19 protein-coding genes are annotated in these 19,259 nt (G+C 59.6%); 15 read left to right on the forward strand and 4 right to left on the reverse strand.

What is annotated here, in order from left to right:
* Window positions 1-25 precede the first annotated feature (25 nt).
* Both V6N02_RS10495 and V6N02_RS10500 read left to right on the forward strand, forming a co-directional pair.
* Window positions 26-1,198: a lytic murein transglycosylase gene (locus V6N02_RS10495; protein WP_371225531.1), complete on the forward strand. Its 1,173-nt coding sequence runs from the start codon at window positions 26-28 to the stop codon at window positions 1,196-1,198.
* Window positions 1,195-2,307: a THUMP domain-containing class I SAM-dependent RNA methyltransferase gene (locus tag V6N02_RS10500; RefSeq protein WP_371225532.1), complete on the forward strand. Its 1,113-nt coding sequence runs from the start codon at window positions 1,195-1,197 to the stop codon at window positions 2,305-2,307. Before V6N02_RS10495 ends, V6N02_RS10500 begins: the two co-directional genes overlap by 4 nt.
* On the opposite strand, the gene V6N02_RS10505 is transcribed toward V6N02_RS10500, so the two are convergent.
* Entirely contained in the window at window positions 2,304-5,759 is a 3,456-nt protein-coding gene (locus V6N02_RS10505) for a chromosome segregation SMC family protein (RefSeq protein WP_371225533.1), read from the reverse strand. The two genes, V6N02_RS10500 and V6N02_RS10505, sit on opposite strands and share 4 nt — an antisense overlap.
* 222 nt (window positions 5,760-5,981) lie before the next feature.
* On the opposite strand from V6N02_RS10505, the gene V6N02_RS10510 reads away from it, so the two are divergent.
* Window positions 5,982-6,437: a GNAT family N-acetyltransferase gene (locus V6N02_RS10510; protein WP_371225534.1), complete on the forward strand. Its 456-nt coding sequence runs from the start codon at window positions 5,982-5,984 to the stop codon at window positions 6,435-6,437.
* A gap of 5 nt (window positions 6,438-6,442) precedes the next feature.
* On the opposite strand, the gene V6N02_RS10515 is transcribed toward V6N02_RS10510, so the two are convergent.
* Complete coding sequence (locus V6N02_RS10515; RefSeq protein WP_371225535.1) at window positions 6,443-6,829, reverse strand: hypothetical protein; 387 nt, start codon at window positions 6,827-6,829, stop codon at window positions 6,443-6,445.
* Between the two features lie 58 nt (window positions 6,830-6,887).
* Between V6N02_RS10515 and V6N02_RS10520 the strand changes: the two genes are divergently transcribed.
* The 4 genes from V6N02_RS10520 to V6N02_RS10535 all read left to right on the forward strand — a co-directional run bounded on the left by V6N02_RS10520 (window position 6,888) and on the right by V6N02_RS10535 (window position 9,867).
* The gene (locus tag V6N02_RS10520; RefSeq protein ID WP_371225536.1) at window positions 6,888-7,235 is read left to right on the forward strand and encodes a Lin0512 family protein; all 348 of its coding nucleotides are present in this window, start codon (window positions 6,888-6,890) and stop codon (window positions 7,233-7,235) included.
* Window positions 7,232-7,603, forward strand: coding sequence for a Lin0512 family protein (locus tag V6N02_RS10525; RefSeq protein ID WP_371225537.1), 372 nt, complete (start codon window positions 7,232-7,234; stop codon window positions 7,601-7,603). Before V6N02_RS10520 ends, V6N02_RS10525 begins: the two co-directional genes overlap by 4 nt.
* 200 nt (window positions 7,604-7,803) lie before the next feature.
* Window positions 7,804-9,204 (forward strand): selenium-binding protein SBP56-related protein, encoded by a 1,401-nt coding sequence (locus tag V6N02_RS10530; protein WP_371225538.1) that lies wholly within the window; start codon window positions 7,804-7,806, stop codon window positions 9,202-9,204.
* Between the two features lie 81 nt (window positions 9,205-9,285).
* Entirely contained in the window at window positions 9,286-9,867 is a 582-nt protein-coding gene (locus V6N02_RS10535) for a hypothetical protein (protein WP_371225842.1), read from the forward strand.
* Window positions 9,868-9,893: 26 nt separating this feature from the next.
* Here V6N02_RS10535 and V6N02_RS10540 read toward each other — a convergent pair whose 3' ends face one another.
* The gene (locus V6N02_RS10540; protein WP_371225539.1) at window positions 9,894-10,391 is read right to left on the reverse strand and encodes a hypothetical protein; all 498 of its coding nucleotides are present in this window, start codon (window positions 10,389-10,391) and stop codon (window positions 9,894-9,896) included.
* 296 nt (window positions 10,392-10,687) lie between these two features.
* Here V6N02_RS10540 and V6N02_RS10545 point away from each other — a divergent pair, with 296 nt between their 5' ends.
* The 3 genes from V6N02_RS10545 to preA all read left to right on the forward strand — a co-directional run bounded on the left by V6N02_RS10545 (window position 10,688) and on the right by preA (window position 14,225).
* Window positions 10,688-11,455, forward strand: a complete 768-nt coding sequence (locus V6N02_RS10545; protein ID WP_371225540.1) for an FCD domain-containing protein — start codon at window positions 10,688-10,690, stop codon at window positions 11,453-11,455.
* 93 nt (window positions 11,456-11,548) lie between these two features.
* Window positions 11,549-12,880 (forward strand): NAD(P)-dependent oxidoreductase, encoded by a 1,332-nt coding sequence (locus tag V6N02_RS10550; protein ID WP_371225541.1) that lies wholly within the window; start codon window positions 11,549-11,551, stop codon window positions 12,878-12,880.
* A gap of 40 nt (window positions 12,881-12,920) precedes the next feature.
* Complete coding sequence (preA, locus tag V6N02_RS10555; protein ID WP_371225542.1) at window positions 12,921-14,225, forward strand: NAD-dependent dihydropyrimidine dehydrogenase subunit PreA; 1,305 nt, start codon at window positions 12,921-12,923, stop codon at window positions 14,223-14,225.
* A 6-nt stretch (window positions 14,226-14,231) separates the two neighbouring features.
* Here the strand turns inward: preA and V6N02_RS10560 are convergent, their stop codons facing one another.
* Window positions 14,232-14,852: a TetR family transcriptional regulator C-terminal domain-containing protein gene (locus V6N02_RS10560; protein WP_371225543.1), complete on the reverse strand. Its 621-nt coding sequence runs from the start codon at window positions 14,850-14,852 to the stop codon at window positions 14,232-14,234.
* Between the two features lie 209 nt (window positions 14,853-15,061).
* Between V6N02_RS10560 and V6N02_RS10565 the strand changes: the two genes are divergently transcribed.
* Genes V6N02_RS10565 through V6N02_RS10585 form a run of 5 tightly spaced genes read left to right on the forward strand, consistent with a single transcriptional unit; the run spans window position 15,062 to window position 19,228 of the window.
* Window positions 15,062-16,312, forward strand: coding sequence for a Zn-dependent hydrolase (locus V6N02_RS10565; RefSeq protein ID WP_371225544.1), 1,251 nt, complete (start codon window positions 15,062-15,064; stop codon window positions 16,310-16,312).
* Window positions 16,309-16,542: a hypothetical protein gene (locus tag V6N02_RS10570; RefSeq protein ID WP_371225545.1), complete on the forward strand. Its 234-nt coding sequence runs from the start codon at window positions 16,309-16,311 to the stop codon at window positions 16,540-16,542. Before V6N02_RS10565 ends, V6N02_RS10570 begins: the two co-directional genes overlap by 4 nt.
* Before the next feature lie 4 nt (window positions 16,543-16,546).
* Window positions 16,547-18,007, forward strand: a complete 1,461-nt coding sequence (hydA, locus tag V6N02_RS10575; RefSeq protein WP_371225546.1) for a dihydropyrimidinase — start codon at window positions 16,547-16,549, stop codon at window positions 18,005-18,007.
* Window positions 18,007-18,447 carry a DUF1877 family protein gene (locus V6N02_RS10580; protein ID WP_371225547.1) on the forward strand — a complete coding sequence of 147 codons (441 nt, stop codon included), beginning with the start codon at window positions 18,007-18,009 and terminating at the stop codon, window positions 18,445-18,447. The genes hydA and V6N02_RS10580 overlap by 1 nt, the downstream gene beginning before the upstream one ends.
* Before the next feature lie 4 nt (window positions 18,448-18,451).
* Window positions 18,452-19,228, forward strand: a complete 777-nt coding sequence (locus V6N02_RS10585) for an ABC transporter ATP-binding protein (RefSeq protein WP_371225548.1) — start codon at window positions 18,452-18,454, stop codon at window positions 19,226-19,228.
* The last annotated feature ends 31 nt before the right edge of the window (window positions 19,229-19,259 follow it).

A 19,259-nucleotide genomic window follows, 5' to 3' on the forward strand; every position in this document is an offset into this window, starting at 1 on the left:
CACATTCATTCCTTAAGAGGATTTCATGCGCGTATTCCCCATTCTGACAGCCCTCGCCCTTTGCGCGACACCCGCATTTGCTCAGGCCGCGTGCGGTGGTAGTTTTTCCGGTTTCGTTGATCAGATGAAGGCCGAAGCCACCCAGAAGGGCCACGACCCCAAAACCGTGAGCAGCTTTTTTGCTAACGTCCGCCAAGACCCCAAGGTGATCAAGGCCGACCGCCGCCAAGGTGTCTTTCAGATGAATTTCACCGATTTTGCCCGCCGCCTGATCAGCAGTCAGCGCCTGAATACGGGCAAGTCCAAGGCCAAGCAATTCGACAGCGTCTTTGACCGGATCGAGGCCACCTATGGCATCAACCGTGGTGTGTTGCTGGCCTTCTGGGCATTCGAGACGGATTTCGGAAGTTTCCAGGGGGATTTCAATACGTTGAACGCCCTGGTCACGCTCTCCCATGACTGTCGCCGCCCCGAGCTGTTTCGCCCGCAGGTGTTTGCCGCGCTCGAACTCTACGAGAAGGGCGATTTCAACCCGACCCGCACCACCGGTGCCTGGGCCGGGGAAATCGGGATGGTGCAAATGCTGCCCAGGGACATCCTGGAAAACGGTGTGGATGGCGATGGCGACGGGCATGTCTACCTCAAAACATCCGCCCCGGATGCGCTGATGTCAGGCGGTAAGATGCTGCAATCGCTGGGCTGGCGCGCGGGTGAGCCGTGGTTACAGGAAGTTTCGGTGCCCGGCGATCTGAATTGGTCACAAACCGGTTTGCGCACTACCAAGACTGGGGCCGAATGGGCCGCATTGGGCGTCACCCCGCGTCATGGGCAAATCGCCAGCTCCCTGCCCGCCAGTGTGATCCTGCCCCAGGGGCGCAATGGTCCGGCCTTCTTGGCCTATCCGAATTTCAGCGTTTATTTCGAATGGAATCAGAGCTTTACTTATGTGCTGACCGCCGCCTATTTCGCCAATCGCCTGACCGGCGGGCCTGTCTTTGACGCCGGAAATCCTGATCCCGGGCTGTCTGGCGCGCAGATGAAACAGCTGCAAACCAAACTGGCAAAGCGGGGCTATAACGTCGGCAAAGTCGACGGGATTTTGGGCGCAGGCACCCGTGCGGCCGTGCAGGATATGCAAAGCAAACTGGGAATGCCTGCCGATGCCTGGCCGACCAAGGCGCTGTTGAACGCTTTATGAGAGACGCCAAGAAATTCGAGATTTTCCTGGGCGCCCCTCCGGGTCTGGAACTGGCCCTCAAGTCCGAAGCGCAAGAGCGTGGGTTCGCCAAGCCCAAAGCCGTCCCCGGTGGTGTGCGTTTTCGCGGTGCCTGGCCCGAGGTTTGGCGTGCCAATCTTGAATTGCGCGGCGCAGGCCGGGTATTGGCGCGGCTGGGTGGATTTCAGGCGATGCATCTGGATCAGCTGAAACAGCGCTGCATGGATTTCAGCTGGATGGATGTGTTGCGCCGTGATGTACCCGTGCGGGTTGACGTCACCTGCAAATCCTCGCGGATTTACCATGAACGTGCCGCCGCCCAACGGATTGAAGATGCCCTGCGCGAAGTCCTTGGCGTGCCCATTGGAGGCGAGGATGCGTTGCGCCTGATGGTGCGGATCGAAGACAATCAATGCACCTTCAGCGTCGACACCTCGGGCGAGTTGCTGCACAAGCGGGGCCATAAAGAGGCGGTGGGCAAGGCGCCCCTGCGCGAAACTCTGGCGGCGTTGTTCCTTCGCCAATCTGGCTATAAGGGTAATGAGCCAGTGCTTGACCCGATGTGCGGTTCGGGCACGTTTGTGATTGAGGCCGCCGAGATAGCGATGGGCCTGCCCCCCGGGCGGTCTCGAAGCTTTGCCTTCGAACATTTGGCCCCGTTTGACCCCGACGCTTGGGATCAGATACGCAGTTCGGCCACAACCCGACGCAGCGATCTGCAATTTTACGGCAGTGACCGAGATGCCGGGGCGATCAAGGCGGCGCAGGCCAATGCCGCCCGCGCGGGTGTGGGCGATACCTGCCAGTTCAACACCAACCCGATCAGCGATCTGAAACGCCCCGAGGGGCCGGCCGGTCTGGTGATCGTGAACCCGCCCTATGGTGACCGGATTGGCGACAAACGCCAGCTGTTCGGGCTTTACGGTGCAATGGGGCACGTCCTGAAGGAACGCTTCAAAGGTTGGCGCGTGGGTCTGATCACCACCGATGCCGGATTGGCCAAGGCCACCGGATTGCCCTTTGATACGCCAAGCGCATCGGTGCCCCATGGCGGGTTAAAAATCGCCTTGTGGCAAACCAGAACGCTTTAGGCGACCATCTGCTCGGCCTTGTTCAGGTCGACCGAGACCAGCTGACTGACGCCCTGTTCGGCCATCGTGACACCGAACAGACGGTCCATCCGGCTCATCGTAACCGCGTGGTGCGTGATGATCAGGAACCGCGTTTCGGTACGGCGGCACATCTCGTCCAGCAGATCACAGAAGCGTCCCACATTGGCGTCATCCAGCGGCGCGTCGACCTCGTCCAGTACGCAAATCGGCGCCGGATTGGCCAGGAACACCGCAAAGATCAGCGCCAGCGCCGTCAGCGTCTGTTCGCCCCCCGAGAGCAGGCTTAGCGTGGCCAGCTTTTTGCCCGGCGGCTGGCACATGATCTCGAGGCCCGCATCCAGCGGGTCATCGCTTTCAACCAGCACCAGGTTGGCCTCGCCGCCGCCAAAGAGGTGTTTGAACAGCATCGAAAAGTTGCTGTTCACCTGCTCAAACGCGGTTAACAGGCGTTCCCGCCCCTCACGGTTGAGGCTGGCGATGCCGTTGCGCAAGGTGCGAATGGCCTCTTCCAGATCGGTCTTTTCGTTGACCAAAGTGCTGTGTTCTTCCTCAACCTCGATCGCGTCTTCCTCGGCGCGCAGGTTCACAGCACCCAAGGCATCGCGTTGGCGTTTCAGGCGATTCACATCCGCCTCGATCGCGTCCGAAGCGGGCATTTTCTCGGGATCCGCCTCAAGATTTTCCAATAGCTTATCCGGCGTAGTGTCCTGTTCGTCCGCGATCCGTTCCGCAGCCACATTCAGGGTTTCGCGGGCGGCATCAGCGCGGGCCTCGGACCGGGCACGGGCCTCGCGCGCCTCAGATGCCGCACGTTCGGCGTCGCGTTCAGCCGCTACAGCCTCGCGCGCGGTCCCCTCGCCGACAGAAAGCGCATTTGCAGCCTCGGCCCGGCGGGCTTCGGCGGTGGTGATGGCGCTGCCCAATTCATCACGCTGTGCGCGGATATCTTCGGGCGCGGTGGACGCTTCTTTCAGTTCAACTTCCGACGCGTCCTTGCGCTCGGCCAGCTCGGCGCTGCGTTTTTCGGCGGTTTCCAGACGGTGGCGCCAACCGCTGATCTCCTTGGTAACCTCCTGCGCACGCCGGGTGCGCGCCTCGCCTTCGCGCCGCAGCTCATCATGGGCCGAGCGCTTGGACATCATCGTCATCCGGGCCGCTTCAACGGTCATTTTGAGGTCTTCGATCTCGGCCCGCGCTGCATCCAGATCGGGCAGATCGCCCTGCGCCTTCTCCGCCTCAATCAGTTGTTGGCGTGCACCGGTTGCTTCGTCTTCATGACGGGTGACCGCAAGACCAAGCGATTCCAGACGGGACTGGGCCAAGTTGCGGTCCGCCTCGGCCCGGCTGAGCGCGCGGGAGGCATCATTCATCGCATGATCGGCGGCGCGGCGGGCCTCGCGGGCCTCTTTGTCGGCCTGCGTTAATGCTGTCAGTTGCGCGCTGAGGACTTCATGCGCCTTGCGCGCGCCATCGGCCCGGGCAGTGGCGTGTTCCAGCTGTTGTTTCAACTCTTCCAACCGGTTCAGCTGTTGCAGGCGCAGGGCGGCGGCACTGGGTGCATCCTCGGCCCAGGCACGGAACCCGTCCCAGCGCCAGACATCACCCTCGGCGCTGACAAGCCGCTGACCGGGCTTCAAATCAGCCTGCAGGCGCGGGCCGTCATCGGCCTCGACCAGACCAATCTGGCTCATCCGGCGGGCCAAAACCTCCGGAACAGAGACGTAGTTCGACAGCGCCTTGACCCCATCGGGAAGAGTCTGCGGCGCACCGTATCCAGGCAACAAGGCCCATCCCGAAGGGCCATCAGGACCAACTTCGGGCGCGCGCAGATCATCGGCCAGCGCCGCGCCCAGCGCCTTTTCATAGCCCGCCTGCACGTTCAGTTGATCCATCACCTGCCCGCCCTCAGCGGTGTCACGTTCAACCAGCTTGGCCAGCGCCGTGACCTCGGCGCGCAGCGCGTTCGCCTCGCCCTCGGCCTCGGAACGTTCGGCGCGGGCATTGGCCTCGGCGGATTGCGCATCCGCGCGTGCCTCATCCGCTGCGACAAGGGCTGCCTCGGCAGCTTCGGCAGCTTTGGTTGCAGCCGTTTCAGCATTTTGAGCGGTTACGTAATCGGTTGCCGCGGTTTCCAAAGCCTGCTGGGATTGAGTAACGGCCTGACGGGCGCGCTCGGCCTCGCTTTCGCTGCGGTCCAGCGTTTTGCGGCTGTCTTCGAACAGGCGCTGCGCCGATTGGTGACGGGCGGCCAACCGGGCGACATCCTCGGTCTGGGTGCTCAGATCGTTTTCGCGCGCTTGCAGGATGCTGGCCCCCTCGCGGGCCTCAAGTGCCGCGGCCTCAAGCTTGGCGTCATGACCTTCGCTGGCCTTGGCAAGTTCCTTGGCTTCCCATTCCAGCCGCTCGATTGTCTCGCCCGCATCCCGGTTGAGGCCGCTTTCCCGTTCGATATCGTGGGCCAACTGCTCGATGCGGTTTTGCAGGGTTTCAATGCGATCCAGCGCGGTGGCTTCCTGTTGATCCAGCGTGTCGCGCTGCACCTGAAGCCGTTGCAGGATGGCGGCCGCAACCGTTTCTTCCTCGCGCAGGGGCGGAAGGGCGGCATCGGCAGCCTCACGCAGCTTGGCCGCCTCGCGTGCAGCGGATTCGGCCTGTGCGGCAGCGGTGGTGCGCGCGCGTAATTCTTCTTCGGTCCCGGCGCGGGCCTCGTCGGCCTCTTTCCAGCGACGGTAGAGCAGAAAACCTTCAGCGCGGCGCAATTCCTCGCCAATCTGGCGATACCGCGCGGCCTGACGGGCCTGACGCGCCAGTTGCGCCAGTTGGCCCGCCAGCTGCTCGATCACGTCATCGACGCGCACCAAATTAGTCTCGGCACCTTTCAATTTCAATTCCGCCTCGTGACGGCGCTGGTAAAGCCCCGAAATCCCGGCGGCCTCTTCCAGAATGCGGCGACGGTTTTTCGGCTTGGCGTTGATCAGTTCGGAAATCTGCCCTTGTCGGACCAGAGCGGGCGAATGCGCGCCGGTCGAGGCATCGGCAAACAACATTTGCACATCGCGCGCACGCACATCCTTGGAATTCACCTTGTAGGCGCTGCCCACATCGCGGGTGATCCGGCGCACGATATCCAGCTGATCGGTGTCATTGAAGCCCGAGGGCGCAAGGCGGTCGGAATTGTCGATATGGATCGACACCTCGGCAAAGTTGCGGGCTGGCCGCGTGGCGGCCCCGGCAAAGATCACATCCTCCATCCCGCCGCCGCGCATCGCGGTGGGGCGGTTTTCACCCATGACCCAGCGCAGCGCCTCTAGCAGGTTGGATTTGCCACACCCGTTAGGACCCACGACGCCGGTCAACCCATCAGCGATGATCAGGTCGGTTGGATCCACGAAGCTTTTGAAACCAGTCAGTCTGAGCTTGGAAAACTGCACGTAAACGCCTTTGGCTGTTGATTCCGAAGTTGTCAGAATGTGCCGGGCTATCCCCCTGCGAGTCAACGCCGAACCCCACCATATGGGGGAAATAGGTGAGTTATCCACAAAATATTGCGTGTTTTTGGGCCACTGCAGGCTCTCACGGCGATGCGACTTGACGCTGGGCATCGGGGGTTCATACGGTGTCGTGCAGTCAAAAAAGAGGAAGAAAGGCCGCTCATGCTAATTGTAGAAAACGGCGATCCGCACGCGCCTGACGTCACCGCTTTGCTGACGGCCAGCCACGCGCTGATGCTGGAGCTGTTTCCGCCCGAGGACAATTACGCGCTTGAGATCGAGGCGCTGACTGCGCCGGATATTCATTTCTATGTCGCGCGCGAGGGCACGCAGGTGATGGGCACCGGCGCGCTGGCGGTGAAAGACGGGTATGGCGAGGTGAAATCCATGTTCACATCGCCGGGCGCACGCGGAAAAGGTGTGGCTGCGGCCTTGTTGCGGCAACTGGAGGATCAGGCCCGTGACCTGGGCCTGAGCGCATTGAAACTGGAAACCGGAGAGGCATTGGACGCCGCGGTGCGGCTGTACGAGCGCCACGGATTTGCGCGCTGTGGCCGATTTGGCGATTACGCCCCGAACGCCACCAGCGTCTTCATGGAAAAACCGCTTGAGCCGTGACGGGCCTAGATGCCCGGCTCGCATTCCACCTGATAAAGGCCATCATAGACTTCGTAGGCGTCGCAGTCATATTCGACTGGTTGCCGGGCTAGCCTTGATCCGGGGCCGCAATCAAGCCGCGCCTCGGCGGCCGAGGGATCGCCCGCAACCCTGATCACGTCGCACTCGGTCACCTGTTCGATGGCGATAACCGCGCGGGTCATCGCCGCATCATAGCGCGACAAGCCCTCGGGGTTCATGCGCACAGCCTGTGCCCGGTCCCCGCGCCGGCGCACATCGAAAACGCTGCCAAGTACAGTCACTCGTGTGGCCTTTATCCCGGCATAGTCCGGGCTGGTCATTTCACAGGCGCCCAGCATCAGGATGCCCGACAGGCAATACAGAATTCTCATAGGGACAATCTGGTGGAACGTGATTAACAAGGACTTAACCAAAGACAGGAAACAAGTCATGACCAAGCACCGTGTTCTGACCGAATTTGGCATGGGCTCCTCCCTGCGCCGAAAGGACTATACCGAGGCCGCCCGGCGTGCTCTTAAAGACGCGCTGTGGCATAACTCGATCAACATGGCCGAGTTGTTTGGTCAGCCAAAAGAGGCGATGCTGATTGATGTCGAAATCGCCGTACAAGATCCCGATCAGGTCGATTGCGAGGCGTTGAAATCAGTCTTTCCTTACGGGCAGATCAGCGTCACCGCCACCCATGGCGGGCTGGATATCCCACGCCCGGATGGCAACCCGACAGTGATCGCCAATGCCGCCATTTCCGTCAGCTTTGAGATGGAACCCGCATCATGAAAGATCAGCGATTCATCATTGAGATGGGCATGGGCAATGACCTGCACGGGATGGATTATCAAAAGGCCGCGAAACGTGCCATCGAGGATGCGTTTCGCCACTCAACCCTGCCGATTTTCGGTGCAACCGGGATTGATCCATCGACGATGCGTGTGCAGGTGACGGTGGGCGTGCAAGACCCGGCGGCGCTGGATACCGAGGCGCTGGCTGCCACGCTTCCGCGCGGGCGCGCGACGGTACACGCGGTGAAGGGCGGACAGAACGTGACCAACCCGGATGACGGTGAAACCCTGGTGATTGCCACCGCTGCGATCGAGGCGTTCCTGCCCTATAAGGGCGATCACTGGCATGTGGCCAAGCCTCACTAAAATCAGAAAATAGATCAGATTTTGCAACAGGAGTCAGGAAATGATTCCAAAGCCCTGCACTTTGGCAGAACGGCATCCCATTGCCAGAGATTATCGCCAACAGAGATTTTAATTGTCTGACATTTGATTCTGTGCCAGCCTTCGACGCAAGACGCTGCCCCAGAAAATCAAAAACCGGCGTCCGCCTTGGGAGGAAAAAAATGAATTTAAGACCTGATCCGACATTTCACGCGACACCGAAACTGGCCATGGAGGCACCGGTTGAAACGGTGGCCTTTACCCTGATGCTGAGCCCAGATGGGTCACAGCCCGATGGGCTGGCCGTGGTCGATGTGGACCCGACATCAAAGACCTATGGCGAGATCGTGCACAGCCTGTTCATGCCCAACAAGGGTGACGAGTTTCACCACTTCGGCTGGAACGCCTGTTCCTCGGCGCTGTCGCCCCTGACAGGCCATGCCTTCCTTGAACGGCGCTATCTGATCATTCCCGGCATCCGGTCCTCGCGCATCTACGTGATTGATGTGAAAGACCCGCTGGATTGCAAGATTCACAAGATCATCGAGCCCGAAGAGCTGTTTGAAAAGACAGGCTATTCGCGCCCGCACACGATCCACTGCGGACCGGAAGGCATTTATGTCTCGACCCTCGGTGGCGGTGGCGAAGACGGCACCGACGGCCCTCCGGGTATCTTCATCATGGATTGCGAGACCTTTGAAATTCTTGGCCGTTATGAGATGGATCGCGGCATTCAGGACAAGCATTACGATTTCTGGTGGAACCTGCCGCGCGACTATATGGTCAGCAGCGAATGGGGCCTGCCGCCGCAGTTTGAAAATGGCGTGGTGCCCGAGGATCTGCTGAGCAACAAATACGGCCACCATATTCATTTCTGGGACCTGCGCGCGCGCAAGGTGACCAAGTCCATCGACCTTGGGGAGAACCACCAGATGGCGCTGGAAATCCGCCCCGCCCATGATCCAGTCAAGGAATATGGGTTCTGCGGCGTGGTGGTAGATACGACCAACTTGCAGGGTGCGATCTTCACGTGGTGGCGCGATGAGAACGGTGAATGGCAGGCCAAGAAAACGATCACGATTGATCCTGTGCCTGCCGATCCTGACGATCTGCCCGAATTGCTGAAAGGCTTTTCGGCTGTACCGCCGCTGGTCACCGATATCGACCTAAGCCTGGATGACAACTACCTCTACGTCGCGTGTTGGGGCCTTGGTGAGATGCATCAATATGACGTCTCCGACCCGATGAACCCGGTTCTGGCAGGCAAGGTCGAGATTGGTGGGGTCGTCAAGAAAACCCCGCATCCCAATGGTGAGACCTTTGGATACGGCCCGCAAATGGTTGAGATCAGCCGCGATGGCAAACGCGTTTACTGGACCAACTCGCTTTATTCATCATGGGATGACCAATTCTATCCCGGCGAAGGCGGGGCCGCCATGGTCTGTGCCGATGTGGGCGAAAACGGAGGTCTGACCCTGAATAAGGATTTCTGGGTCAAATTCCCCGAAGGCTATCGCAGCCACCAGATCCGGTTGGAAGGCGGAGATTGCTCGACTGACAGTTTCTGCTACCCGTCCGTCTGACGCGTGGAGGGGACAATTTCGGTGGCGGCCCTGTGGTGGGCCGTCATCGCATCGGGTGTTTATCACGGGGTGAACCCCGGGATGGGCTGGCCATTGGCCGTTTCCTCAGCCCTGATGGAACGCAGGAAATCCAGCCTTTACAAAGCATTACTGGCGCTGGCTTTTGGTCATCTGCTGGCCATGACGGCGATCCTGCTGCCGTTTTCGATGCTGTTTGTGCTGGTCGAGTATCAACGTGAAATCCAGATTGGCGCGGCCCTTTTGGTAATCGCCTTAGGTGTTTACCTGCTGATCAATCGCCGCCACCCGCGGTTTCTGGCCCGGGTGCCACCCTCGAAACTGGCCCTGTGGTCTTTCCTTGCGGCAATGGCGCATGGGGCCGGGCTGATGCTGGTCCCCATCTATCTTGGAATTTGCGGGACGGTTGAAACAGACACCGGCCACGCCGCCGCCGAAACGCTGATGGCAGGCAATATCGGCATCGCCCTCGTGGTCGCGGCCGTGCATACCTTCGCAATGACCGCCTCGGGTGGGGCGCTGGCCTTGGGGGTCTATCACTGGTTGGGGCTGAAATTTCTGTCCAAGGGCTGGTTCAATCTGGATGTGGTCTGGGCGCTTAGTCTGATCCTTGTGGGCGGCATAGCGCTGGTGTTCACACACTGAGCGCCATCTGACGGAATCATGCCATATCAGTATGTGTTCCTGACCTGTACGTCATCACCGTGCTTCAGGGCTTGGCTTTCAGAGACCTGATCGAACATGATGCGACCTACCAACAGGCCCATTCCAATCGAACATTTGACATAGGTGGTTGTCCCCGGCGCTGTGTTCACGGTCAAAGTCGCCTCTACCTCTGTCGCGCCCGACAGCGTATGCGCTCCTGGGGCCAGGTCAGCGGCTAGAGCCACACCCGGCGAACAGCGGCGGGTTTCCTTACCGTCAAGCTTGATGATCGGCTGAACCGCCAACCCCATGATGCTGGTGCGGAAAACCACAAGCCTCGCTCGGTCGCTTTTCACCGGCGGTAGGTTAGCGAGGGTCAGTTCTGACGCCTGTTCCCCCGCAGGTGCCGCAACGGCAGGGGTTGTGGAGACATCGTTTCCTACGGACGGGTCAGCAACCTGGGCTGCTTGCTCCGCACAACCGATCAACACCGCCAGACCAAGCAGAGCAATTACCTTCGACATTTTTTGCATCCCCAACCCCAATACACCCCATGAATCCTAGATTTCAAAAAACGCTATTCGCTTTGAACATTCAACCGATAATGGAAAATCCGAGCTTAATTACCCGCGACATATCGACCAGCTTCACAAAACCTCGGATTTCCCCAAAACGGCCTGCATCTACATCCATTGCTCTAGTTACAAGCAGAGGGGTGCTTGCCGACACTCAGTATTGGTCATATGATTTTACCAAAGCATTCCAAAGACCCGCAGACCACGCTGATGGGTTCATCACAGTTTCAACCGAGGTCGGCCCAATGCCCTTTCAAAAAGTCACCCCTGAAAAACTGTCCACTGCTGTCACCCGCCAGATTGAAAAGCTGATCCTGCGCGGCATCCTGCGCCCGGGTGAGCGGTTGCCCTCGGAACGTGATCTGGCCGAGAAACTGGCCGTGTCGCGCCCCAGCCTGCGCGAAGCTGTGGCTGACTTGCAGAAGAAAGGGTTGCTGGCCTCGCGGGCGGGCTCGGGCATCTACGTGGCCGATGTGCTGGGCAACGCCTTTTCCCCCGCCCTCACCCGTCTGTTTGCCGAACATAACGAGGCGGTGTTCGACTATGTCGCCTTTCGCCGCGACATGGAGGGGCTGGCGGCTGAGCGCGCCGCCCGCCTTGCCTCGGACACCGATCTCAAGGTGATAGACGCGATTTTCTCGAAGATGGAAAAGGCCCATCTGAAAGGTGATCCCGACAAAGAGGCCGGGCTGGACGCCGAGTTTCACATGGCGATTATCGAGGCCAGCCATAACGTGGTGATGCTGCACATGCTGCGCTCGATGTTCCAACTGCTGCGGGATGGGGTCTTTTACAACCGTCAGGCAATGTTCCGACAACGCACCACGCGCTCTGCCCTGCTGGATCAGCACCGTGCCATCAATGACGCCATTCAGGCCCGCGATCCCGAGGCCGCCCGCGCCGCGGTAACCCTGCATCTGACCTATGTCGAAGACGCGCTGAGCGATCTGCAGAAGTCCGAACGCAACGAGGCCATCGCCCGACAGCGGCTGGACCATGAAACCGCCCGGTGACGGGTGTTGCGCAACATAAATTTTACCATTTGATAAATTTTTTAAACCTGCCATACTGCTTACAGCAAACCTTCGACGTGTCAGGAGATAGCCATGAGCGAAACAGCATATACCCCCGGCGTGACATCCGGGCGGCTGGACGCGGATCAAATAGCTGACAATTTTTCCGATCTGCATCCGCGGCTGGATGATCACGAAGCACTGGTGGCGGCAGATCGCTGTTACTTCTGCCATGATGCGCCCTGCATCACCGCCTGCCCGACCGATATCGACATTCCGTTGTTCATCCGTCAAATCGCCACGGGCACGCCCGACGCCGCGGCCAAGACGATCCTCACCCAGAATATCCTGGGCGGCATGTGCGCCCGGGTCTGCCCCACCGAGACGCTCTGCGAAGAAGCCTGTGTACGCGAGCTGGCCGAGGGTAAACCCGTGCTGATCGGGCAGTTACAACGCTATGCCACCGATACGTTGATGGACAAAGGCGTGCACCCGTTTGAGCGTGCCGAGACCACCGGCAAACGCGTGGCAGTCATCGGGGCAGGTCCAGCCGGCCTGTCCTGTGCGCATCGGCTGGCGATGCATGGCCATGACGTGGTGATTTATGACGGACGCGCCAAGCCCGGCGGTCTGAACGAATTCGGGATCGCCGCTTACAAGACCGTGGATGGCTTTGCCGAGCGCGAGGTAGAATGGCTGTTGCAGATCGGCGGCATCACCGTGGAGACGGGCAAGCGTCTTGGCTCGGAGATGTCTTTGGAGGGACTGAAGGCTGAGTTTGACGCTGTATTCCTTGGCATCGGTCTGGGCGGGGTCAACGCCCTGGGTCTGGACGGTGAAGAGAAAGACGGTGTTCTGGATGCCGTTGATTTCATAGAAGACCTGAGACAGGCCAGTGACCTCTCTTCACTCTCTATAGGCCGCGACGTCGTCGTGATTGGCGGCGGCATGACCGCCGTGGACGCCGCCGTGCAGGCCAAACTGCTGGGCGCGCTGAACGTCAGCCTCGTTTACCGCCGCGGGCGGGACCGGATGAATGCCAGCACGTTCGAACAGGACCTTGCTGCCTCGAAAGGCGTGCAGATCATTACCAATGCGACGCCCAAGGCCATTCATGGCAACGGAACAGTGCGCGAGATCGAGTTTGAGTATACCGATGACGATTTGACGCCCACAGGCCAAACCATCCGCCTCGCCGCCGATCAGGTGTTCAAGGCGATCGGACAGACCCTGGAGGGTGACAACCTTCCTGCCCTTGAGGGTCGCAAGATCGCCGTGAGCGGCGCCGGGCGAACAAGTATGAAGGGCGTCTGGGCCGGAGGAGACTGTGCCGCGGGTGGCGATGACCTGACCGTGACCGCCGTGGCCGAGGGCCGGGACGCTGCCGAAGACATACATTTAAACCTGACCGGTGTGGCGGGGTGAACCCCGCCCTACGGGCTGAGCCAGAAAGGGAGGCCGCACCATGGCTGATCTGACAAGCAACTTCATCGGAATCACATCCCCCAATCCGTTCTGGCTGGCCTCGGCCCCGCCGACGGACAAGGAATACAACGTCCGCCGCGCCTTCGAGGCCGGATGGGGCGGTGTCGTCTGGAAAACATTGGGCGAGGATGGCCCACCCGTGGTCAACGTAAACGGCCCGCGCTATGGCGCGATCTGGGGGGCGGACCGGCGGCTGTTGGGCTTGAACAATATCGAGTTGATCACCGACCGGCCCCTGCAGGTGAACCTAGATGAGATGACACGCGTCAAGAAGGACTACCCCGACCGCGCAATCATCGCCTCGCTGATGGTGCCGGTGAACGAGGATTCCTGGAAAGCCATCCTCGAACGTGTGGCCGAAACCGGCTGTGACGGGGTCGAGCTGAATTTCGGCTGTCCCCACGGGATGAGCGAGCGCGGCATGGGCAGCGCGGTGGGCCAAGTGCCCGAATATGTGGGCCAAGTGGCAGAATGGTGCAAGAAACACACCGATCTGCCCGTGATCGTGAAACTGACGCCCAATATCACCGATATCCGCAAACCCGCGCAGGCGGCGAAGGATGGCGGGGCCGATGCGGTCAGCCTGATCAACACGATCAACTCGATCACCGGGGTAAACCTCGACAATTTCGCTCCCGAGCCGACGATTGATGGCAAGGGCGCGCATGGCGGCTATTGCGGTCCGGCGGTCAAACCGATTGCGCTCAACATGGTGGCCGAAATTGCCCGTACGCCGGGGCTGGGTGGCATCCCGATTTCCGGCATTGGCGGCGTGACCACGTGGCGCGACGCGGCGGAATTCATGGCGCTTGGGGCAGGCAATGTGCAGGTGTGCACTGCCGCGATGACCTATGGGTTCAAAATCGTGCAAGAGATGATCTCGGGGCTGTCGGACTATATGGATGAAAAGGGGTTTACCTCGACCGATCAATTGGTTGGCCGGGCCGTTCCGAACCTGAGCGATTGGCAACACCTGAACCTGAATTACATCACCAAGGCGCGGATTGATCAGGATCTCTGCATCAAATGTGGACGATGCTACGCGGCCTGTGAGGACACCAGTCACCAGGCCATCACCATGTCCGAAGATCGCGTGTTCGATGTGGATGATTCCGAATGCGTGGCCTGCAACCTGTGTGTGAATGTCTGCCCGGTCGACGGCTGCATCACCATGGAAGAATTGCAGCCCGGTGCCGTGGACGAGCGCACAGGCAAAGTGGTTGAAGAGGAATATGCCAACTGGACCACACATCCAAACAACCCGGGGAACTGCGCAGCGGAATAGCGGTACCTAGGGAGTAAGCAACCGGCGAAACAGCGCGTCCAGATGCGCCCGCGCGCCATTCTGCACCGGTTGACGGGCCATCAACACGTCGACCTGCGCATGAAAATCGGCGTAATGCTGGGTGGTTGCCCAGATTGAAAACAGCAGGTGATGCGGTTCAACCGGGGCGAGCCGCCCCTCCTCAACCCAGCCGGTCACCATCCGCGAGATGTGCTCTACCAACGGCTTCAGATCGCTTTCCAGATGCGGGCCCATGCGCGGCGCGCCCTGCAGTATCTCGTTGGCAAACAACCGGCTCTCGCGTGGATACTCGAACGACATGTCGATCTTGCGATGCACATAGCGCATCAGTTCTTCCAGCGGATCACCCTCGGCATCGATCTGCTTCAGCGGGTCCAGCCAGGTTTCCATCAACTGGTTCAGCAAGGTGACGTGAATCTCTTCCTTACCCTCAAAATAGTAAAGGATGTTTGGCTTGCTCAGTCCCGAGGCTTCGGCAATCTGATCCAGCGTCGTCCCCCGGTACCCATGTTGCGAAAACACATCCAACGACGCCTCGAGGATCAACTTGCGATTTCGCAACTGAATTCGGCTGGTTTTCTTCTTAGCGGGGGCGTTTGCGGTCATCGGCGGCTCCGGCGCGGTGCAATTGATGTCAGAATGATGTATTTTTCTGCCTAAGAAAAGAGCAACCCCCCTCTGGGGGACTTGCCATAGACAAGGATAGTGTTGACCATGCGGACTGGGTATGGTGCTCTGTTCTTGACCAAATGGTCAGAATCTGACCGAATGCCAGATGCCAGCACCAATGGCCTGCATAATCTGGGAGAACCAATATGACCGCGCTTCGGCAAAACCTGAAAGTAAACGGCGACCGGCTGTGGGACAGCCTGATGGAGATGGCCAAGATCGGCCCCGGCGTGGCGGGCGGCAACAATCGCCAGACCCTGACCGATGAAGATGCCGAAGGGCGCCGCGTTTTCCAGGAATGGTGCGAGGCCGCGGGGTGCACCATGGGGCTGGACAGCCTTGGCAATATGTTTGCCCAGCGCCCGGGCACCGACCCCGATGCCCTGCCCGTCTATGTCGGGTCTCACCTTGATACACAGCCCACGGGCGGCAAGTATGACGGTGTGCTGGGTGTGCTGAGCGGGTTGGAAATTGTCCGCACACTGAATGACTTGGACATCAAAACCAAGCACCCGATCGTGGTCACCAACTGGACCAACGAGGAGGGCACGCGCTTTGCCCCGGCCATGCTGGCCTCGGGCGTTTTTGCGGGCATCCACGATCAGGCCTGGGCCGAGGATCGCGAGGATGCCGAGGGTAAGAAATTTGGCGAGGAACTGGACCGGATCGGCTGGCGCGGCGACGAAGCCGTGGGCGCGCGCAAGATGCATGCGTTTTTCGAGTTGCACATCGAACAGGGCCCCATTCTGGAGGCCGAAGGCAAGGATATCGGTGTCGTCACCCATGGTCAGGGCCTCAGCTGGACCCAAGTGACCATCCACGGCAAAGACAGCCACACAGGCTCCACCCCCATGCCGATGCGCAAAAACGCAGGCCTCGCCATGGCGCGGGTGCTGGAGAAGGTCGAAGAGATTGCGCTGTCCCACGCCCCTGATGCGGTGGGTGCCGCGGGCCATGTCGACATCTACCCCAATTCGCGCAACGTGATCCCCGGCAAGGCGGTGTTCACCGTCGATTTCCGCTCACCCAACAAGGACGTGATCGAGGATATGGTGGCCCGGATGAAATCCGCCGCCCAAGCGATCTGCGACGACATGGGCCTGACCGTTGAATTCGAAGTGGCGGGCGGGTTCGACCCCGTCACCTTTGACGAGACATGCGTCACCGCCGTGCGCAACGCGGCCGAGCGTCTGGGCTATTCCCACCGCAACCTGATCTCGGGTGCAGGGCACGACGCCTGCTGGATCAACCGCGTCGCCCCCACGGCGATGGTGATGTGCCCCTGCGTAGATGGCCTGAGCCATAACGAAGCCGAGGAGATTTCCAAAGACTGGGCCACGGCGGGCACGGATGTGCTGATGCACGCGGTGGTCGAGACGGCGGAGATTGTGGAGTGACGAAACCCGCAAAGCCAATTTATCTGTATCGCAATACAGGGCCGACCCTCAAGATTGCGGATGCTGGGAATGGGTATTGGCGTCTTTCTGTCGGAGAATGGGGCGGCGATTTCTTCGAAGATGAGCGGGATGCCGTTGATGCCGCAGTTAAAAAGCGGTCAGGATTTGCAGAGTGGGACGACATTTCTGAGACGTGCCCGTCTGATTTGACCAAGTGGGAGAGGATTTAAATCAATGACTAAAGTCATCAAAAACGGCACCGTCTGCACCGCAGACCGGACGTGGAAAGCCGATGTTCTGATCGAAGGCGAAGTGATCAAGCAGATCGGTGAGGACCTCAAGGGCGACGAATATATCGACGCCGAAGGGGCTTATGTCATCCCCGGCGGGATTGATCCGCATACCCATCTGGAAATGCCTTTCATGGGCACCACGGCGGCGGAAACCTTCGAGACCGGCACATGGGCCGCGGCTTGTGGCGGCACGACGATGCTGGTCGATTTCTGCCTGCCGAGTGCCGATGGCTCCATCAAGAACGCGATCAACGAATGGCACCGCAAATCCGCGCCGCAAATCTGCTCGGACATCGGCTATCACATGGCGATCACCGGCTGGGATGAAAGCATCTTTAACGAGATGAAAGATGCGGTGGATATGGGCGTCAATTCCTTCAAGCATTTCATGGCCTATAAAGGCGCGCTGATGATTGAAGATGACGAGATGTTTGCGTCGTTCAAGCGCTGCAAAGAGCTGGGCGCGCTGCCCATGGTCCATGCCGAAAACGGCGATCTGGTAGCCGAGCTGCAAGAGAAATACTTCAATCAGGGCATCACCGGGCCGGAGGGGCATGCCTATAGCCGCCCACCCGAATTGGAAGGTGAGGCCGCCAACCGTGCCATCACCATCGCCGACACCGCCGGTGTGCCGCTTTACATCGTGCATGTTAGCTGTGAACAGGCGCATGAGGCGATCCGGCGCGCGCGCCAGAAAGGCATGCGGGTCTATGGTGAGCCTCTGATCCAGTTCCTGACACTTGATGAAAGCGAGTATTTCAACAAGGATTGGGACCACGCCGCACGGCGCGTGATGTCGCCGCCTTTCCGCAGCAAGGATCATCAGGATTCTCTATGGGCCGGTCTGCAAGCAGGATCGCTGCAAGTGGTCGCCACCGATCACGCGGCCTTCAACACTGAACAGAAACGCGCAGGGCGCGATGATTTCCGCATCATCCCCAATGGCTCAAACGGGCTGGAGGAACGCCTGTCCGTGCTCTGGACCGAAGGGGTGGAAACCGGCCGCCTGACGCCGAATGAATTTGTCGCCGCGACCAGCAGCAACGTGGCAAAAATCCTCAACATTTACCCCAAGAAGGGCGCAATTGTGGAAGGGGCGGATGCCGATATCGTGGTCTGGGATCCGAAGATCACCAAAACGATCAGCCCGGCCAATCACCATTCGATCCTTGATTACAACGTCTTTGAGGGGTTCGAGGTCACCGCCAATGCCCGCTACACCCTGTCGCGCGGCGAGGTGATCTGGGCCTGGGGCCAGAACTCACAACCCCAACCCGGTCGTGGCCGGTTCGTGCCCCGGCCCGCCTTCCCCTCGGCCCACGAAGCCTTAAGCAAGTGGAAAGCCCTGACAGCACCCAAGATGATCGAACGCGATCCGCTGAACATTCCGGCGGGGATTTGATGGGAAGCAGAACTGCACTTTACTCCGTCGACCGCGAAACCATCGAAGCGTTCATCGAGGCAGAAGAGTTGAACTTTACCGCTGAAGAACCAATCGACTTGGACAAAGCTGCACCGATCTTAAGCCACTTGATCGGGTCGGACCGCAGTAGCCGCGCACTCTATTATTCCGATGCTTTTGATTTAGGAGATGCAGCACTCAGAGGTTTTCTTCCCGAGGATGTGAGCATACTACTTCGCAGGCTCAAAAACGAAACGGTAGCTGAAAGGTTGATCAACACCGATTGGGACGCCCAAATCGCAGGCAAAATCTACCCTTTTACACAAAACGACTCAAAGGAGGATAGCACCAACTACATCCTTCATTATGGACAAGTGCTTGAGCACCTTCTTACGCGTTTAGTCGATCAACGACGCGGAATGACTACGGTAGAGGTTTAGATAAGTGAGCGTCATCTCAGCACAGGATTTATCCCTGACCTTCCAGACCAATGACGGTCCCGTTCATGCTCTCAAGGATGTTAACCTGGACGTGCACAAGGGTGACTTCGTGAGTTTTATCGGCCCCTCGGGCTGTGGCAAGACGACCTTCCTGCGCTGCATGGCCGATCTGGAGCATCCCACGGCGGGCACGATCAGCGTCAATGGGATGAGCGCCGAAGAGGCCCGGCTCAAGCGCGCCTATGGCTATGTGTTTCAGGCCGCCGGGCTTTATCCGTGGCGCACGATTGGCGGTAATATCCGCCTGCCGCTTGAGATCATGGGCTACGAGCGGGCTGATATGGATGCCCGCGTTGCGCGTGTACTGGACCTGGTCGATCTGTCTGGGTTCGAGAAGAAGTTTCCGTGGCAATTATCTGGTGGGATGCAACAACGCGCCAGTATCGCCCGCGCACTGGCCTTTGATGCCGATATCCTGCTGATGGACGAACCCTTTGGCGCGCTGGACGAGATCGTGCGCGACCACCTGAACGAACAATTGCTGCACCTGTGGGACACCACCCACAAGACGATCTGCTTTGTCACCCACTCGATCCCCGAGGCAATCTATCTCAGCACCAAGATCGTGGTGATGTCGCCGCGACCGGGCCGGATCACTGACGTGATCGAAAGCCCCCTTCCGCGTGAGCGCCCTCTGGACATTCGCGACACGCCGGAATTTCTGGAAATTGCCCACCGCGTGCGCGATGGGCTAAGGGCCGGACACGGCTATGAAGACTGATATGCCCTTCATCTTGCTTCAAATACTCAAT

It is taken from the genome of Roseovarius conchicola (genome assembly GCF_041403425.1).
Lineage (GTDB): Bacteria > Pseudomonadota > Alphaproteobacteria > Rhodobacterales > Rhodobacteraceae > Roseovarius > Roseovarius conchicola.

Excerpts from the sequence above, each read along its gene's own strand:
- V6N02_RS10495 (WP_371225531.1), top strand. The coding sequence starts at position 26 with ATGCGCGTATTCCCCATTCTGACAGCCCTCGCCCTTTGCGCGACACCC.
- V6N02_RS10500 (WP_371225532.1), top strand. The coding sequence starts at position 1,195 with ATGAGAGACGCCAAGAAATTCGAGATTTTCCTGGGCGCCCCTCCGGGT.
- V6N02_RS10510 (WP_371225534.1), top strand. The coding sequence starts at position 5,982 with ATGCTAATTGTAGAAAACGGCGATCCGCACGCGCCTGACGTCACCGCT.
- V6N02_RS10515 (WP_371225535.1), bottom strand. The coding sequence starts at position 6,829 with ATGAGAATTCTGTATTGCCTGTCGGGCATCCTGATGCTGGGCGCCTGT.
- V6N02_RS10520 (WP_371225536.1), top strand. The coding sequence starts at position 6,888 with ATGACCAAGCACCGTGTTCTGACCGAATTTGGCATGGGCTCCTCCCTG.
- V6N02_RS10525 (WP_371225537.1), top strand. The coding sequence starts at position 7,232 with ATGAAAGATCAGCGATTCATCATTGAGATGGGCATGGGCAATGACCTG.
- V6N02_RS10530 (WP_371225538.1), top strand. The coding sequence starts at position 7,804 with ATGAATTTAAGACCTGATCCGACATTTCACGCGACACCGAAACTGGCC.
- V6N02_RS10535 (WP_371225842.1), top strand. The coding sequence starts at position 9,286 with ATGGGCTGGCCATTGGCCGTTTCCTCAGCCCTGATGGAACGCAGGAAA.
- V6N02_RS10540 (WP_371225539.1), bottom strand. The coding sequence starts at position 10,391 with ATGTCGAAGGTAATTGCTCTGCTTGGTCTGGCGGTGTTGATCGGTTGT.
- V6N02_RS10545 (WP_371225540.1), top strand. The coding sequence starts at position 10,688 with ATGCCCTTTCAAAAAGTCACCCCTGAAAAACTGTCCACTGCTGTCACC.
- V6N02_RS10550 (WP_371225541.1), top strand. The coding sequence starts at position 11,549 with ATGAGCGAAACAGCATATACCCCCGGCGTGACATCCGGGCGGCTGGAC.
- preA (WP_371225542.1), top strand. The coding sequence starts at position 12,921 with ATGGCTGATCTGACAAGCAACTTCATCGGAATCACATCCCCCAATCCG.
- V6N02_RS10560 (WP_371225543.1), bottom strand. The coding sequence starts at position 14,852 with ATGACCGCAAACGCCCCCGCTAAGAAGAAAACCAGCCGAATTCAGTTG.
- V6N02_RS10565 (WP_371225544.1), top strand. The coding sequence starts at position 15,062 with ATGACCGCGCTTCGGCAAAACCTGAAAGTAAACGGCGACCGGCTGTGG.
- hydA (WP_371225546.1), top strand. The coding sequence starts at position 16,547 with ATGACTAAAGTCATCAAAAACGGCACCGTCTGCACCGCAGACCGGACG.
- V6N02_RS10580 (WP_371225547.1), top strand. The coding sequence starts at position 18,007 with ATGGGAAGCAGAACTGCACTTTACTCCGTCGACCGCGAAACCATCGAA.